This window comes from Bradyrhizobium sp. USDA3010 (assembly GCF_056429065.1).
This window is the reverse complement of the sequence record NZ_JBWJZD010000019.1, coordinates 1-16,385: the sequence shown is the minus strand read 5'-3', so window position 1 is coordinate 16,385 and position 16,385 is coordinate 1. Positions and strand designations below refer to the sequence as shown.

At 64.4% G+C, this 16,385-nt stretch carries 16 protein-coding genes; 13 read left to right on the top strand and 3 right to left on the bottom strand.

Going from position 1 to position 16,385, the window contains the following annotated elements; all coding sequences use genetic code 11:
- Nucleotides 1–45: 45 nt before the first annotated feature.
- Nucleotides 46–840 carry a sulfate adenylyltransferase subunit CysD gene (gene cysD / locus AC066Y_RS25715; RefSeq protein WP_478276301.1) on the bottom strand — a complete coding sequence of 265 codons (795 nt, stop codon included), beginning with the start codon at nucleotides 838–840 and terminating at the stop codon, nucleotides 46–48.
- 247 nt (nucleotides 841–1,087) lie between these two features.
- Between cysD and cysG the strand changes: the two genes are divergently transcribed.
- The 12 genes from cysG to AC066Y_RS25655 all read left to right on the top strand — a co-directional run bounded on the left by cysG (nucleotide 1,088) and on the right by AC066Y_RS25655 (nucleotide 12,687).
- Nucleotides 1,088–2,539, top strand: coding sequence for a siroheme synthase CysG (gene cysG, locus AC066Y_RS25710; protein WP_478276300.1), 1,452 nt, complete (start codon nucleotides 1,088–1,090; stop codon nucleotides 2,537–2,539).
- A complete protein-coding gene (locus AC066Y_RS25705; protein WP_478276299.1) occupies nucleotides 2,536–2,853 on the top strand; it encodes a DUF2849 domain-containing protein in 318 nt (105 codons plus the stop codon). Before cysG ends, AC066Y_RS25705 begins: the two co-directional genes overlap by 4 nt.
- A gap of 27 nt (nucleotides 2,854–2,880) precedes the next feature.
- Nucleotides 2,881–4,536 (top strand): nitrite/sulfite reductase, encoded by a 1,656-nt coding sequence (locus AC066Y_RS25700; protein WP_478276298.1) that lies wholly within the window; start codon nucleotides 2,881–2,883, stop codon nucleotides 4,534–4,536.
- A complete protein-coding gene (locus AC066Y_RS25695; protein WP_478276297.1) occupies nucleotides 4,523–5,038 on the top strand; it encodes a DUF934 domain-containing protein in 516 nt (171 codons plus the stop codon). Before AC066Y_RS25700 ends, AC066Y_RS25695 begins: the two co-directional genes overlap by 14 nt.
- Before the next feature lie 23 nt (nucleotides 5,039–5,061).
- Nucleotides 5,062–5,763: a phosphoadenylyl-sulfate reductase gene (locus AC066Y_RS25690; protein WP_478276296.1), complete on the top strand. Its 702-nt coding sequence runs from the start codon at nucleotides 5,062–5,064 to the stop codon at nucleotides 5,761–5,763.
- Nucleotides 5,764–5,945: 182 nt separating this feature from the next.
- Nucleotides 5,946–6,947: a sulfate ABC transporter substrate-binding protein gene (locus AC066Y_RS25685; RefSeq protein ID WP_478276295.1), complete on the top strand. Its 1,002-nt coding sequence runs from the start codon at nucleotides 5,946–5,948 to the stop codon at nucleotides 6,945–6,947.
- Nucleotides 6,948–7,082: 135 nt separating this feature from the next.
- Complete coding sequence (gene cysT / locus AC066Y_RS25680) at nucleotides 7,083–7,889, top strand: sulfate ABC transporter permease subunit CysT (protein WP_092126216.1); 807 nt, start codon at nucleotides 7,083–7,085, stop codon at nucleotides 7,887–7,889.
- 8 nt (nucleotides 7,890–7,897) lie between these two features.
- On the top strand, nucleotides 7,898–8,860 hold the full coding sequence (gene cysW, locus AC066Y_RS25675) for a sulfate ABC transporter permease subunit CysW (RefSeq protein WP_478276294.1): 963 nt from the start codon (nucleotides 7,898–7,900) through the stop codon (nucleotides 8,858–8,860).
- A complete protein-coding gene (locus tag AC066Y_RS25670) occupies nucleotides 8,850–9,899 on the top strand; it encodes a sulfate/molybdate ABC transporter ATP-binding protein (protein WP_456720305.1) in 1,050 nt (349 codons plus the stop codon). Before cysW ends, AC066Y_RS25670 begins: the two co-directional genes overlap by 11 nt.
- 142 nt (nucleotides 9,900–10,041) lie before the next feature.
- On the top strand, nucleotides 10,042–10,539 hold the full coding sequence (locus tag AC066Y_RS25665; protein ID WP_050405382.1) for a CAP domain-containing protein: 498 nt from the start codon (nucleotides 10,042–10,044) through the stop codon (nucleotides 10,537–10,539).
- A 162-nt stretch (nucleotides 10,540–10,701) separates the two neighbouring features.
- Nucleotides 10,702–11,886 carry a DUF3734 domain-containing protein gene (locus AC066Y_RS25660; RefSeq protein WP_478276293.1) on the top strand — a complete coding sequence of 395 codons (1,185 nt, stop codon included), beginning with the start codon at nucleotides 10,702–10,704 and terminating at the stop codon, nucleotides 11,884–11,886.
- A gap of 12 nt (nucleotides 11,887–11,898) precedes the next feature.
- Nucleotides 11,899–12,687: a 3-hydroxybutyrate dehydrogenase gene (locus AC066Y_RS25655; RefSeq protein WP_021076374.1), complete on the top strand. Its 789-nt coding sequence runs from the start codon at nucleotides 11,899–11,901 to the stop codon at nucleotides 12,685–12,687.
- 114 nt (nucleotides 12,688–12,801) lie between these two features.
- Here AC066Y_RS25655 and AC066Y_RS25650 read toward each other — a convergent pair whose 3' ends face one another.
- Both AC066Y_RS25650 and AC066Y_RS25645 read right to left on the bottom strand, forming a co-directional pair.
- Nucleotides 12,802–14,193, bottom strand: a complete 1,392-nt coding sequence (locus tag AC066Y_RS25650) for a lipopolysaccharide biosynthesis protein (protein ID WP_478276292.1) — start codon at nucleotides 14,191–14,193, stop codon at nucleotides 12,802–12,804.
- A gap of 274 nt (nucleotides 14,194–14,467) precedes the next feature.
- The gene (locus AC066Y_RS25645) at nucleotides 14,468–15,304 is read right to left on the bottom strand and encodes a protein-disulfide reductase DsbD domain-containing protein (RefSeq protein ID WP_478276291.1); all 837 of its coding nucleotides are present in this window, start codon (nucleotides 15,302–15,304) and stop codon (nucleotides 14,468–14,470) included.
- A gap of 136 nt (nucleotides 15,305–15,440) precedes the next feature.
- On the opposite strand from AC066Y_RS25645, the gene AC066Y_RS25640 reads away from it, so the two are divergent.
- Complete coding sequence (locus AC066Y_RS25640; protein ID WP_478276290.1) at nucleotides 15,441–16,109, top strand: YqgE/AlgH family protein; 669 nt, start codon at nucleotides 15,441–15,443, stop codon at nucleotides 16,107–16,109.
- The last annotated feature ends 276 nt before the right edge of the window (nucleotides 16,110–16,385 follow it).

The following is a 16,385-nucleotide window of genomic DNA, read 5'->3' as shown; positions in this document are numbered from 1 at the left end:
ACGCTCGCGCGAAGTGGGAAGCCAAAATGTTGAGAAGCCAGTTGATCAGAGATAGCCGGCGACACGCAGCCGCTCGAACGCATCCTCGGTCTCGTGGTCGAGTGCGCGGCCGGCGCGCTCGGGGATCTTGGTGGCGTCGAGTTCGGCCAGGATCTCGTCGATGTTGGACGCGGCCGAAGCGACCGGGTTGGTGATGTCCTGATCCCCCAGCGAGCGATAGCGCTTGCCGTCCTTGGCGAGATAGAGCGGGATGATCGGAATGCCTTCGCGCTTGGTGTAGGCCCAGATGTCGGCTTCGGTCCAATGCAGGATCGGATGGATGCGCAAGTGCGCGCCCTGCGGCGGCGAGGCGTTGAAGTGATCCCAGAACTCCGGCGGCTGGTCGCGCACGTCCCATTCGCCTTCGAGGCCGCGCGGCGAGAACACGCGCTCCTTGGCGCGCGTCGCCTCTTCGTCGCGGCGGATGCCGGCGATCAAGCCGTCAAAGCCGTATTTGTTGAGCGCCCATTTGAGTCCCTCGGTCTTGCGGGCGGCCGAACGCGCGGCTGGAGGCAAGGTGGGATCAACGGCGTCGATCGGCGGGCAGGGCTCGACGCGCAGATCGAGATCCCATTCCTTGCCGAAGCGGTCGCGGAACGCATACATCTCCGGAAACTTCTTGCCGGTGTCGACATGCAGCGCCGGGAACGGGACGCGGCCGAAGAACGCCTTGCGCGCCAGCCAGATCATCACGTTGGAGTCTTTGCCGAGCGACCACAGCAGCGCGAGCTTTTTCAGCCGGGCAAACGCCTCGCGCAAAATGTAGATGCTCTGGGCCTCCAGCTCATCGAGATGATCCATGGACGGGGGGGCCTGATTGGCAGGAATCCCCGGCACGGAAGATGCATTGCGAAGGGTTGTGGACCGCGTTCCGGCAGCGGCGGATTCGTTGTCGAGAAGATGCATCTCTTGGCCTTGGCCTGTGGAGTTGAAAATTCTAAAGTTGCACTGCAATAGAGAAGAAATAATTTTCTCTTTGCCGGGCTTGATCGAGAGATAAATAGAAAATAATTTCAGTCAACCCCCAAATTGGGGAAGCGAGTGTCTGATGCGATATCTGCCGGTGTTTCTGGATCTGCAAAGCGGCAAGGTGCTGCTCGTTGGAGCGGGCGAGCTCGTGCGCGCCAAGTTGCGGCTGCTCGCAGCTGCCGGCGCCGCAGTTCGCTGGTACGCGACCGACGGCGATCATGAGCTCGCCGGCATCGCGGCGGAGGACGCCGCCCGCATCGAGCGCGCCGAGGGCGATCCGCTCGCGGCCGATCTCTCCGACGTCATCGCCATTCTCTGTGCCGGTGCAGGCGAGGTCGGTGTTGCGATGTCGGTGCGCGCCAAGGCGATTGGCCTGCCGGTCAACGTGATGGACGACCTCGTGCACTCTACCTTCATCATGCCTGCGATCGTCGATCGCGGCGACGTCGTGGTCGCGGTCGGAACCGGCGGCACGTCGCCGGTCGTGGCGCGTCGCATCCGCGAGAAGATCGAGGCGGTGCTGCCGGCGCGGATCGGCGATCTCGCCGGTTTCATCGGCCGCTTCCGCAAGCCGATGCATGCGCGGATTGAAGAATTTCCGCTGCGCCGCCGCTTCTGGGAGCGCATTGTCGACGGCCCGATCGGCGCGCTGGTGCTGGCCGGCCGCAACGACGAAGCCGAGCACGCGCTGAACGCGATCGGCGATCCCGCCGCGTTCGCCGGCGCTGATACGGAAGGCAAGGCTGTTGGTCATGTGACACTGGTCGGCGCCGGTCCGGGCGATCCGGATCTGCTCACCGTGAAGGCGCTGCGCGCGCTGCAGGACGCTGACGTCGTGTTCTATGACGAATTGGTGTCACCTGAAATTCTCGACCGCATCCGGCGCGATGCCACGCGGATTCCGGTCGGCCGCCGCATCGGCAAACCCGGCATCGGCCAGGACGCCATCAACCGCCTGATGATCGAGGCCGCGCAGTCCGGCCAGCGCGCGGTGCGGCTGAAGGGCGGCGATCCCTTTGTGTTCGGCCGCGGCGGCGAGGAAATCGAGGCGCTGCGCGACGCCGGCATCGCCTACTCCATTATTCCCGGCATCTCCGCCGGTCTCGGCGCGGCCGCGCAATTCGAGGTGCCACTGACCTTCCGGCACGAGGCGCTGCGCATCACCTTCCTGACCGCGCACAAGGCGCGCGATGCCGAAGTCGTCGACTGGTCGGTGCTGACCGACACCAGGATGACCGTCGTCGTCTACATGGGCATGACCGCGGCGCCCTCGATCCGTGAAGGCCTGCTCGCTGCGGGCCGCTCGCCGGAGACGCCGGTCGGCGTGTTCGCGCGGGTGACGCGGCCGGACGCCAAGGCCGCGGTCGGCACGCTGGCGCGGCTGCCCGAGCTGGTCAAACAGGTCGATGGCGGTCCGGCCATTCTCATCATCGGCGACGTGGTCGCGCATTCCGCACCGTGGAGCCGATCCAACGTCACCCAATTGTTCTCCAACCAGATGTTCTCCGAACTGCTGAAAGCTGCCGAATGACCTCTCCGCTCGAACAGAAGAAAATCAGGATCGCTGGCCCCTCGGTGGTGACCGCCAACCGTACCTGGGACGGCGCCGTCGTGTACCGAACCGCCAAACAAGGCTGGTCCACCGAACTCGCCGATTCCGCCGTCGTCAGCACTTCCGACGATGCCCGCGCGCTGCTGGCTGAAGCCACCGCCGACGACGTCGGCGCGGTCGGCCCCTATATCGCGCCGGTCGAGCTCAAGGACGGCGGCAAGGTCAAGCCGGGCAATCTCCGCGAACATATCCGCGCCAAGGGCGTCACCATCGATCTCCAGGTCCCCGCGTAAGGCGCCCCGGCGTAAGGCTCATCGAACATGTATGCTTATGACGAACTCGACCGCACGCTGATCAACGAGCGTGTTTCGGAATTCCGCGATCAGGTGAAGCGCCGCCTCTCCGGCGAGCTCACCGAGGACGAATTCAAGATCCTGCGTCTGCAGAACGGCGTGTACCTGCAGCTGCACGCCTACATGTTCCGCGTCGCGATCCCCTACGGCACGCTGTCGTCGAAGCAGCTGCGCCGGCTCGCCCATGTCGCGCGCCGCTACGACCGCGGCTATGGCCACTTTACCACGCGGCAGAACATCCAGTTCAACTGGATCAAGCTCGCAGAGCTGCCCGACGCGCTGGCCGAGCTCGCCGAGGTCGGCATCCATGCGATGCAGACCTCCGGCAACAACATGCGTAACGTCACCTCGGACCAATGGGCCGGTGTTGCGCCCGGTGAGATCGAGGATCCGCGCATCTGGTCGGAGCTGATCCGCCAGCACACCACGCTGCATCCGGAATTCTCGTTCCTGCCGCGCAAGTTCAAGATCGCGATCACCGCCGCCGAGCATGATCGCGCCGCGATCAAGATCCACGACATCGGGCTGCGCCTGCACAAGAACGCCGACGGCGAGACCGGCTTCGAGGTGCTGGTCGGCGGCGGCCTCGGCCGCACCCCGTTCATCGCCAAGACCATCAAGCCGTTCGTTCCCGGCCGCGATATCCTCAGCTACATCGAGGCGATCCTGCGGGTCTACAACCAGTACGGCCGCCGCGACAACATCTACAAGGCGCGCATCAAGATCCTGGTGCACGAGCTCGGCATTGAGAAGTTCGCCAAGGAAGTCGAGGAGGAGTGGAAGGCGATGGGCGATGTCGGGCTGACGCTCGATCACGCCGCCGTCGAGGAGGTCCGCTCGCGCTTCACCTATCCGGCTTACGAAAAGCTGCCGCACATGCCGGACGAGCTGAAGCAGGCCGCGCATGACAAGCTGTTCGAGCGTTGGCGCAAGAATTCGGTGTCGGCGCACAAGGTGCAGGGCTATTCGATCGTGACGCTGTCGCTGAAGCCGGTCGGTGGTCCGCCCGGCGACGCCACCGCCGAGCAGATGGACGCGGTCGCCGACCTCGCCGACAAATATTCGTTCGGCGAGATCCGGGTCGGCCACGAGCAGAACCTGGCGCTGCCGCACGTCGCCAAGCGCGACCTTCCCGCGCTGTTCAAGGCGCTCGATCGGCTGGGCCTCGCGACGCCGAACGTCAATTTGGTCACCGACATCATCGCCTGCCCGGGGTTGGATTACTGCTCGCTGGCCAACGCGCGCTCGATCCCGATCGCGCAGGAGCTGACCCGGCGCTTCGCCAACCACGACACCGCCGACCTGATCGGCCGGCTGCACATCAACATCTCCGGCTGCATCAATGCCTGCGGCCATCACCATGTCGGCCACATCGGCATTCTCGGCGTCGAGAAGAACGGTGAGGAGTTCTACCAGATCACGATCGGCGGCCGCGCCGACGAGAACGCGCAGATGGGCACCCTGATCGGCCCGGCCGTTCCCTATGCGGAAGTCGCCGACGTGATCGAAGACATTGTCGAAGCCTATCTCGCGCTGCGCGACCGTCCCGAGGAATTGTTCGTCGACACGGTGAAGCGTCTGGGCGTCGAGCCTTTCAGGGAGCGCGTTTATGCCACTCGTTAAGCAGGGAAGACTGACCACCGATCTGTTCGTGCATGTCACCGACGGCGCCGAGCTGCCGGGCGACGGCGCGGTGCTGGTGACGGCCGAGCGCTTTCTCGCCGATCCGGAGGCGCTGCTGCGCCGCCCCGGCAAGCTGGGCGTGATCTGGCCGAACAACCGCAACCTCGACGAACTGGTGCCGCATCTCGATCGGCTGGCCTCGGTCGCGCTGGTGTTCCCGACGTTCCGCGACGGCCGCGCCTACAGCCAGGCCCGCCTGCTGCGCGAACGCTACGGCTATGACGGCGAGCTGCGCGCCACCGGTCAGATCCTGCGCGACCAGTTCGTGTTCATGACGCGCGCCGGCTTCGACGCCTTCGAGGTGAAGAAGGATGCCGACGCCGACGCGTTCGCCCAGACCATGAAGCGCTATTCGGTGTTCTATCAGCCGACCGGCGACGGCCGCGTCACCGCGCTCAATCGCCGCATGCAGCTGCGTCACTCGGAGAGCGCCGGCCAGTGAGCGCGCTTGCACCAGAGCTTGCAGTGGCATCAGTCGCATTGCCTCCGGCCGATGCGCTCGATCGCGCGCTGCGTAAAGCATCGCCCGCCGAGGTGATCGCGGCCGCATTGCAGACGGTCGGCCGCGAGAGGCTGGCGCTGGTGTCGTCGTTCGGCACCGAGTCGGCCGCGCTACTTAAGGTGATGGCGGACGTCGATCCGGCAATCCCGGTGGTCTTTCTCGACACCGGCTGGCTGTTCGAGGAGACGCTGGTCTATCGTGATACGCTGATCAAGACACTCGGCCTCACCGATGTGCGCTCGATCGAGCCCGATGAGCAGGCGCTGTTGCGCCAGGACCCGGACCGCGAATTGTGGTTTACCGATCCCGACGCCTGCTGCCGCGTCCGCAAAGTGGAGCCTTTGGCGCGCGCGCTGAAGCCGTTCGCCGGCTGGATCAACGGCCGCAAGCGTTTCCAGGGCGGTGCCCGCGCCGACATCCCGGTCGTCGAGGACGACGGCGTCAGGCTGAAATTCAATCCGTTCGCCAACGTGTCGCGCGAGGAGATTGAGGCGATCTACAGGCTCGGCAGACTGCCGCCGCATCCACTTGTCGCATCGGGATATCAGTCGGTCGGGTGTATGCCTTGCTCGAGCCGGGCTGCGGCCGGCGAGGATGCACGCGACGGCCGCTGGCGTGGCCGGGCGAAGACGGAATGCGGCATCCACACAACGAAGATGTCGTAGAGCGCCAAGCTAGTCGCGATGACGCTCCATCGCGATTGGCGACGTGACAAAGCCTTCGCAGTGCGGCGAGTTCGTAGCACAAGCGCGCTGCGCCGCTGAAAACAAAGAAAACCGGTTTCGTTGACTTAAGGCCGCTTCACCGTGAGTGATGTCTGGCGTGCTCCCTGACATTCTCAGGTTGAATGGAGACAGAAATGATCCGTCGTATGCTGCCGCTGGTCGCGGGATTGTTGTGGGCGAGCTCGGCCTTCGCGGCCGACTATTCGCTGCTCAATGTGTCCTACGATCCGACGCGCGAGCTCTATGTCGATTTCAACAAGGCGTTCGCCGCGACCTATCAGAAGGAGACCGGCAAGAGCGTCGAGATCAAGCAGTCGCATGGCGGCTCGGGCTCGCAGGCGCGCTCGGTGATCGACGGATTGCAGGCGGATATCGTCACCCTGGCGCTGGCCTATGACATCGATGCGATCGCGGGCAAGGGTCTCATTGCCACCGACTGGCAGCAGCGACTGCCGCTCAACGCCTCGCCCTATACCTCGACCATCGTGTTCCTGGTTCGCAAGGGCAATCCCAAGGGCATCAAGGATTGGGACGATTTGATCAAGCCCGGTGTTGCCGTGATCACGCCGAACCCGAAGACCTCGGGCGGCGCGCGCTGGAACTACCTCGCCGCCTGGGGCTATGCGCAGAAGAAGTTCGGCTCGGCCGACAAGGCGAAGAAATTCGTCGCCGACCTCTATCAGAATGTCCCGGTGCTCGACACCGGCGCGCGTGGGTCGACCGTCACCTTCGTCGAGCGCGGCGTCGGCGACGTGCTGCTCGCATGGGAGAACGAAGCCTTTCTGGCGCTGCGCGAATTCGGCCAGGACAAGTTCGAGATCGTGGCCCCGGCGCAGTCGATCCTGGCCGAGCCGCCGGTCGCGGTTGTCGACACGGTTGCCGACAAGAAGGGCACCCGCGCGGTCGCCGAGGCCTATCTGAAGTACTGGTATACGAAGGAAGGCCAGGAGATCGCCGCGCGCAACTCCTACCGGCCGCGCGATCCCGAGATCGCCAAGGAGTACGAAAAATCCTTCGCCAAGGTTGAACTTTTCACCATCGACGACGTTTTCGGTGGTTGGACCAAGGCGCAGAAGGAGCACTTCGCCGAGGGCGGCATCTTCGATCAGATCTACAAGAACTGATTCGCGCATGATCCGGAAAAGTGTGAAGCGGTTTTCCGAAAGAGATCATGCGCAAACAACAACACAAAGCGCGATGATCGCGCTTTGTGTTGAACAGGGGGAATAGTGAGCACAGCTGTCGCACGACGCAGCACGCTGCCGGGGTTCGGTCTCACCATGGGACTGACCCTGACATGGCTCTCCGTGATCATCCTGATTCCGCTGGCTGCGCTGTTCCTCAAGACGTTCGAGCTCAGCCTCGATCAGTTCTGGGGCATCGTCACCAGCCGCCGCACCCTGAACGCCCTGAAGATTTCGTTCGGGCTTTCGTTTGCGGCCGCCTGCGTCAATCTGGTGATGGGCACCATCATCGTCTGGGCGCTGGTGCGCTACCGTTTTCCGGGCCGGCGGCTGTTCGACGCCATCGTCGATATTCCGTTTGCCTTACCGACCGCGGTCGCAGGCGTGGCGCTGACGCAGCTGTTCGCCCAGAAGGGCTGGCTCGGCGCGCCGCTCGCCGAGCTCGGCATCAAGGTCGCGTTCACGCCGATCGGTATCTTCATCGCGATGATCTTCATCGGCATTCCGTTCGTGGTGCGCACGGTGCAGCCGGTGCTGATCGATCTCGATCCCGAGATCGAGGAAGCGGCGGCAAGCCTCGGTGCCAATCGCTGGCACACGGTGTTTCGCGTCATCCTGCCGAGCCTGATCCCGGCGCTGCTCACCGGCTTTGCGCTGGCCTTTGCCCGCGCCATCGGTGAATACGGCTCGGTGATCTTCATCGCCGGCAATCTGCCCAACGTCTCCGAGATCGCGCCGCTGTTGATCGTGATCCGGCTGTCCGAATTCCGCTACGCCGACGCCACCGCGATCGCGGTGGTGATGCTGGTGGCCTCGTTCCTGATCATCTTCCTGATCAACCGGCTGCAGCGCTGGGCGCAAGCCCGCATTCCCGTGCATTGAGGTTCGAGATGTCGATGCAGACGGGATTGGCGACCTCGACCACGCAGCTGCGGACCTACGCGCCGGCGACCGATGTCGGCGTTGCGGCGCCAGCGCCGCGGCTCGAGATCGCGCGCGCCGAGCCAGGCACGGCGCAGCGCAACTTGCGCACCGAGCCGGGCCCTATCCGCCTCATCATCATCGCGCTGGCGATCGCCTTCCTCAGCATCTTCGTCGTGCTGCCGCTGGTCGTCGTGTTCGCGTCGGCCTTCTCGAAAGGCATCGTCGCCTATTTCGCGGCCCTGGCCGAGCCTGAGGCGCTCGCCGCGATCAAGCTGACGCTGCTGATCGCGGCGATCTCGGTCACGCTCAACCTCGTGTTCGGCGTGGTCGCGGCCTGGGCGATCTCGAAATTCGAATTCACCGGCAAGACCTTCCTGATCACGCTGATCGACCTGCCGTTCTCGGTCTCGCCCGTGATCTCGGGCCTGGTCTTCGTGCTGCTGTTCGGCGCGCAGGGCTATTTCGGGCCGTGGCTGCAGGCGCACAACGTCCACATCCTGTTCGCGGTGCCCGGCATCGCGCTGGCGACGATCTTCGTCACCTTCCCCTTCGTGGCGCGCGCGCTGATCCCGTTGATGCAGGAGCAGGGTACCCAGGAAGAGGAGGCGGCGATCTCGCTCGGCGCCTCCGGCCTGCAGACCTTCTTCCGCGTCACGCTGCCCAACATCAAATGGGGACTGCTCTACGGCGTCCTGCTCTGCAACGCGCGCGCGATGGGCGAGTTCGGTGCGGTGTCCGTCGTCTCCGGCCACATCCGGGGCGAGACCAACACGATGCCGCTCCTGGTCGAGATTCTCTACAACGAATATCAGTTCGTCGCCTCGTTCGCGATCGCGTCGCTGCTGGCGATGCTGGCGCTGATCACGCTGGTGGCGAAAACCGTTCTCGAGCGGCGGCTCGACGAGGCAGAGGTGCCCGATGGCGATTGAAGTCAAGAATATCGTAAAGAAGTTCGGCAGCTTTGCCGCGCTCGACAATGTCGATCTCAAGGTCGCCGACGGCGAGCTGCTGGCGTTGCTCGGCCCGTCCGGCTCCGGCAAGACCACGCTGCTGCGGATCATCGCAGGGCTCGATTGGCCTGACTCGGGCGAGGTCGCGATCGACGGCGAGAACGCGCTCTCGCGCGGCGCCAGCGAGCGTCAGGTCGGCTTCGTGTTCCAGCACTACGCGCTGTTCCGCCACATGACGGTGTTCGAGAACGTCGCGTTCGGCCTGCGTGTGCAGCCGCGCGCGATCCGCAAGGACGAGGCCACGATCCGCGCCCGCGTCAAGAACCTGCTCGATCTGGTGCAGCTCGACTGGCTCGCCAATCGCTATCCGAGCCAGTTGTCCGGCGGTCAGCGTCAGCGCATTGCGCTGGCCCGCGCGCTTGCGATCGAGCCGCGGATACTGCTGCTCGACGAGCCGTTCGGCGCGCTCGATGCCAAGGTACGCAAGGAGCTCCGGCAATGGCTGCGCTCGCTGCACAACGAGATCCACGTCACCTCGATCTTCGTCACCCACGACCAGGAGGAGGCGCTCGAAGTCGCCAACCGCGTCGTGGTCATGGACAAGGGCAAGATCGAGCAGATCGGCTCGCCCGGCGAGGTCTATGACAATCCGGCGACCGCCTTCGTTCATGGCTTCATCGGCGAATCCATCGTGCTGCCGGTCGATGTGGCCGGCGATGCCGTCCGGCTCGACGGCCGCCCCCTGAACATTCCGGCGCTGGGTGCGGCGTCCGGCGCGGCCAAGCTGTTCGTCCGCCGCCACGACATGGCGGTCGGCCCGGCGGGAACCGGGGCGCTGGAGGGCGCCATCCGGCATGTCCGCTCGTTCGGTCCGATCCAGCGCGCCGAGGTGGCTCTCGCGGGGAGCGAGGGCAAGACCGTGATCGAGATCGACGCCCCCCGCGACCGCGAGCTGCAGGCCGGCGAAATTGTCTCGCTGCAGCCCCGCCGCTACCGGATCTTTGCCGCCCAGGAGTAGGGCCGTAGCCTCCGCGTGGGCTACGGGGCTACGCGCGTCCCAGGATATCGGTGGCTATTGATGGCCAAAAGTTAGCCCCTGTTCACCATTCAGCCACGGTTGGTATGCAACAACGGCAGGCCAACCTTGGGGGTTTTCAGTAGTGAAACGGACGACGGTCGCCCTGTTCGGGCTTCTGGTGCTTGCCGGCTGCGGCACAGAGACCAAAATCCCGGAAGAACCGGCCATGTATCTCAACATGGCGCAGCCCGGTGCAGTGCTGGACAGCCAGGCCGCCGCGATCATGTTTTCGCAGTACCGCCAGAACAATGGTCTCGGCACCGTGGTGGTGGACCCGGACCTGACCAGGCTCGCCGAGCAGCAGTCGCAGGCGATGGCCGCCCGCAACAAGATGGACCATGACGTCAAGGCCCCCCTCGGCAAGCGGCTGGAGGCCGGCGGCTATCCGGCGACCGTGGCGGTCGAGAACATCTCGGCCGGCTATCACACGCTGGCGGAGGCATTTTCTGGCTGGCGCGATTCACCGCCGCACAAGGCCAATATGCTCAAGAGCGGTGTCACAAAAATGGGCATCGCGGCCGTTTATGCTCCGAATACCAAATACAAGGTGTTCTGGACGCTCATTTTGGCGGCAACCTGATCTCGATAAATTCCGCGTGATCTAGAGCATGATCCGGAAAAGTGTGAAGCGGTTTTCCGAGAAGATCATGCTCAAACAGAGCGCCCTCCATCTCGTTGATTGACGCGGCTGCGAACTGCCGCCACGGTGAGCCTTCAAGTCATTTGAACCGAACGGTTACGAATGGATACTTCGGATTCCGCGCCCGGCTCGACGCCGGCGCAAGGGCAGCGTGTGCTGGTTCTTCAGGGCGGCGGTGCGCTCGGCTCCTATCAGGCCGGCGCCTTTCAGGCGCTCTGTCATGCAGGCTTCGAGCCTGAATGGATCGCCGGCATCTCGATCGGCGCCATCAATGCCGCGATCATCGCCGGCAACGAGCCGGACAAGCGTGTGCCGCGGCTCAAGGAATTCTGGGAGATGGTGTCGGCGCCGGTGCCGTGGAATCCGGTCTCCAAGCATGAGCGCGCCCGCTCGCTGTTCAACGAGACCAGCGCCGCCATCATCGCGACCTTCGGCGTGCCGGGCTTCTTCACGCCGCGGATTCCGCCGGCGCCGCTGTGGCCGCCCGGCAGCTCGCAATCGCTGAGCTATTACGACACCGCGCCGCTGAAGAAGACGCTGGAGCGCCTGGTCGACTTCGATCGCATCAACGATCTGAAGACGCGGCTCTCGGTCGGCGCGGTCGGCGTCACCTCGGGCAATTTCCGCTATTTCGACAATTACGAGTTCAAGAAGCTCGGCAAGAAGATCGGCCCCGAGCACATCATGGCCTCGGGCGCCCTGCCGCCGGGCTTTCCCGCCGTCGTGATCGAAGGCGAGCATTACTGGGACGGCGGCATCGCCTCCAACACCCCGCTCGACTTCGTGCTCGATGAGGAGACCAGCCGCGATCTTCTGATCTTCCAGGTCGACCTGTTCAGTGCGCGCGGGCCGGTGCCGGAGACGCTGCTGGAAGCCGCCGAGCGCGAAAAGGACATCCGCTTTTCCAGCCGGACGCGGATGAACACCGACAAGAACAGGCAGATTCACAACGCCCGCATGGCGGTGCGCGACCTGATCGGCAAGCTGCCAGATTATTTGAAGAACGATCCGTCAGTCGAACTGTTGCGCAAGGCGTCCAAGGAGAACACCGTCACGGTGGTTCACCTGATCTACAAGAGCAAGAACTACGAGAGCTCGTCGAAGGACTACGACTTCTCCCATGTTGCGATGGTCGAGCACTGGGGCGCGGGCGTCCGCGACGTGCATTTGTCGATGCGTCACAAAGAATGGCTAGAACGGCCACAGTCCGGCGAAACCATGGTGACTTACGACCTCACGGGGGACGAACCCACGCCCCCTGAAACGAAGTCCCCTGCAAGCAAATAGGAGCGAAGAACAATGGGTACGTTGACAGGCAAGACCGCCGTTGTGACCGGCTCGACCAGCGGCATCGGATTGGCTTATGCGCGCGCCTTCGCCGGCGCCGGCGCCAATATCGTGCTCAACGGCATGGGTGTGCCGGCCGACATCGAGAAGGAGCGTTCCGGCATCGAGACCGACTTCAAGGTCAAGGCCGTGCATTCGCCGGCCGACATGACCAAGCCGGCCGAGATCGCCGACATGATCGCGCTCGGTGAGAAGACCTTCGGCTCGGTCGACATCCTCGTCAACAATGCCGGCATCCAGTTCGTCTCGCCGATCGAGGAATTCCCGCCAGAGAAGTGGGAAGCGATCATCGCAATCAACTTGTCGTCGGCGTTCTACGGCATCCGCGCCGCGGTGCCCGGCATGAAGAAGCGCGGCTGGGGCCGCATCATCAACACCGCCTCGGCGCACTCGCTGGTCGCATCGCCGTTCAAGTCGGCCTATGTCTCGGCCAAGCACGGCATTGCCGGCCTTACCAAGACCGCGGCGCTCGAGCTCGCGCAGTTCAAGATCACCTGCAACTGCATCAGCCCGGGCTATGTCTGGACGCCGCTGGTCGAGCACCAGATTCCGGAGACCATGAAGGCGCGCAACATGACCAAGGAGCAGGTCATCAAGGACGTTCTGCTCGCCGCCCAGCCGACCAAGGAGTTCGTCACCTCGGAGCAGGTCGCAGCACTCGCGCTGTTCCTGTGCGGCGACGACGCCGCGCAAATCACCGGCGCCAATCTCTCGATCGACGGCGGCTGGACCGCGGAGTAGTTTTCCGGCGGGATTTTTGCCGAAGAATGAGCCGGCCCTGATCCGATCAGGGCCGGCTTTTGCTTTCGATCTGATGATCGCCGCCGGCGGTGAGTCATCCGGCCCGCCTCAATGCTACGGCGCCGACCGCCGTTTCCCGAACGCCAGCACGTGCAACCCGAGGCGCGAGCGCACCACGACGAACAGCAGGATGGTCTCGAAGGTCAGCGACAACGAGGTCGAAGCGGCCGCGCCCATGCCGCCGTAGCGCGGCACCAGCGTCATGCAGAGCCCGGCATTCATGAAGAACGACACCGCATAGGCGGTGGCGCAGATGCTCTGGTGTCCCAGCATGTTCAACAGCCGCTCCACCGGCCCGATCGCCGAGCGCACCACGAGCCCGATCGCCGCGACGAACATGATGCTGTAGCCGTCGACGAATTTCGGGCCGAACAGCCACAGCAGCGGCTTGCCGAAGGCGAGCAAGGCGATGGTCGCGAGCAGCGAGGGCCAGAACGTCCAACTGATGGCGTGTGCGACATAGGCCGACAGCCGCTCCTTGTCGCCGAGCGCGTTGTATTCCGCGAAGCGATGCGCCGTCGTTGCCGACATCGCGTAGTGGACGAACGACACCAGCGCCAGCGTCTTCACCACGGCGAAATAGATGCCGACCTCCTCGGAGGAGCGGAATTGCTGCAGCATCAGCACGTCGGTGTAGCCGAGCAAGAGATAGAAGCTCTCGACCAGCATGATCGGCAGCGAGATCGCGAACCAGCCCCTGACGTCGTGGGTCTTCTCACCCGGCCCGACATGGGCTTTGAGGCGGCGGTTCAGCACGATCATCTGGCCGAGCGCGGCGATGTAGACCGCAGCCGCGCTCGCGATCATCGCGGCCGTCGCGCCGAGATTGAGGCCGAGCGCCAGAGCGCCGGCGGTCAACGCGATGATCAATCCCTGCCGCACGATGAACTGCGGCATCAGGCCGAGCTGCATCCAGTCATGCGCGCGCGAGATGCCGTCCTGGGTGTTGGCGACCACGAAGGGCGGCAATGTCAGGCAGCCGATATAGAGCGGCACGACCGCATTGGGATCGATCCAGGGCGAGGCGAGGTGGATCACGCCCGCGAGCAGCAGCGCCACCGTGCTCGACGCGGCAAGCACCACCCAGCGGCCGCCGGAGAGGAAGCCGCGCAGTGCCGCGAGGTCGCCGCGCGCGCGATATTCCGGAATGATCTTCTGGGAGGATGGCGCGATGCCGAAATCCATCGTGCTGCCGAGCAGCAGCACCCAAGTCCAGACATAGACATAGATGCCGTAGTCCGAGCCGCTCATCCAGCGCGCCAGCAGGATCTGCGCGAGATAGGCGATGGCGGCGCTGATGACGCGGATGACGAAGATCGTGCCGGCGAGGCGCTTGGTGACCGACGCTTCCTTGGTGCCGCCGAGCAGGCGCGCGGCGAGGCCGCGCAGGCGTGCGGCCGGCCCCGATGGCGCGGAGGTTGCGGATTGTGTCTCCATCACAGCCAAGGCGGAAAATTCCTAAAGCGCCGCAAGCCGGCAATGGCCCCCGATCTATCAACGAAACGTTAAGATTGAGTTGGGTGACGGATGTTCCCATCTTGCGTCATCCCGGCCTAGTGCGCGATTGCGCACGGGAGCCGGGATCCATAACCAGAGGGAACAGTTGGTGCATACAGCTTGATCCACTGCGTGCCTCAGACTGCAGCCGCGAGGACGGGTCCCGGCTCCCGTGCGCAATTGCGCACCAGGCCGGAACGACCTATTGGAACGACTTTTGGCGTCAGTTCAAATTGGTATTGAATTCGTAGCTTTTGTCGCCGCCGACCAGCGTCAGCTTCAGCGCGGCGCCGTCCGCTTTGGCACCCGGCGGCAAGCCGTCGAGCTCGAACGAGAAGCGCTTCACGCCCGGCGGCGCGTGCTCGACGAGCTTGGGCACGGGCAGCGCCCAGTCGGGTGTCGGCCCCTCGACGAACAGGCTGAGGTCCTTGGTTTCGGGCGCCGTGACATCGACCAGCACATTGTTGCCGTCGCGCTTGACATCGCGGATCGTGAACGGGGTGGGGTCGCCGATATTGGCGGGCTTCGGCACCGCGTTGAGCGCTTCCGACAGCGCGGCGTCCTCGGTCGAGGCGACGCTGGCGAATGCGAGCTCGGCCTTCGCCTCCACCGGCACGCACAGCTTTTCGCACACCGCGTAGTTGATATCGGCGCGCAGCACCAGCGGCTTGTCGGGATTCTTCGCGACGATGCGCAGCGGCAGCACCACCTGGTGCTTGTAGCCGAGCGAGGTACCTCCGGCGCCGTCGTCGAACTGCCGCGGCGCCGGCCACATCACCGTGACCGCATCGACATTGTCCGACCTGGAGAAATCGAACCGCGGCGGCACGCCGGAATCGCCTGGCGTGCGCCAGTAGGTTTTCCAGCCGTCCTGCAACTGGAAGGCGATGCCGCCGAGCAGCACCGCGCCGCTGCGCGATCCCGCCAGCAGCCTGACCGCCGAATGCGTGTCCTGCTGCCACGGCGAGGCGTCGTCGGCGCGAACCTCCGTTGCCACGGATGCGACGGAAAATATGGCGGCGACGGCAAATGCGGCACGCATGGGAACTGTGACGATCATGAGACGTCTTTACCTGCAACTTTCGTTGCAAACCATTGAATTGCTTGTGATGCACCGCCGCACTGCGGTCGAAGGTTGATTGACAGAACCGCGACCCAATATCAGGATGCCAAATCAGCAGGAGAGGCCTTTGCGGATGCGCCCTGAAGGCAAAACAGGCAAAACAGGCAAGACTCGCAAGACCGCCGCCGGCAGAAGCCCGGCCGTCGGTCCCCATGCCACCGAAGATGGCTATCTCGATGGCCAGATGCTGATCGCGATGCCTGTCATGAACGACCCGCGCTTCGAACGCTCCGTGATCTACATGTGCGCGCATTCCTCCGAGGGCGCGATGGGGATCATCGTCAATCGCCCGGCCGGCAGCATCGATTTCCCGGGGCTGCTGGTGCAGCTCGACATCATCGAGAAGTCGGACCAGATCACGCTGCCGGAAAATGCCGAGATGATGAAGGTGATGAAGGGCGGCCCGGTCGACACCGGCCGCGGCTTCGTGCTGCACTCCAGCGACTTCTACATTCAGGATGCGACGCTGAACATCGACGACGGCATCTCGCTCACCGCGACCGTCGACATCCTCAAGGCGATTGCCAAGGGCTCCGGCCCCAAGCACGCGATCCTCGCGCTCGGCTATGCCGGCTGGGCGCCGGGCCAACTCGAGAACGAGATCCAGCACAATGGCTGGCTGCATTGCGACGCCGATCCGGAGCTGATCTTCGGCACCGATGTCGACGAGAAATATGCACGCGCCCTGCGCAAGATCGGCATCGAGGCCGGCATGCTGTCGAACGACGCCGGGCACGCGTAAACAACGCCGGCGTCGCGCAGATCTGCCGGAGTAGCGACGGTCTCTCCGCATTCACGGTGTCGTCCCGGCGAAGGCCGGGACCCAACCACAGGGCGTCATTGCGACGCCGCGCTGGGGCCACAGCCTTCGCCATCACATGCATTCGTGGTTATGGGTCCCTGTGTCTGGAAAGTCTGTCATGATGGCGGTGGGCGGGAAGCCGTTGGGTCCTTGGCGCTTGACGCCGTGAGCCGGCTCGGTCCCCCGCCCGTTCCATCTATCAACCTGAACAGTTGC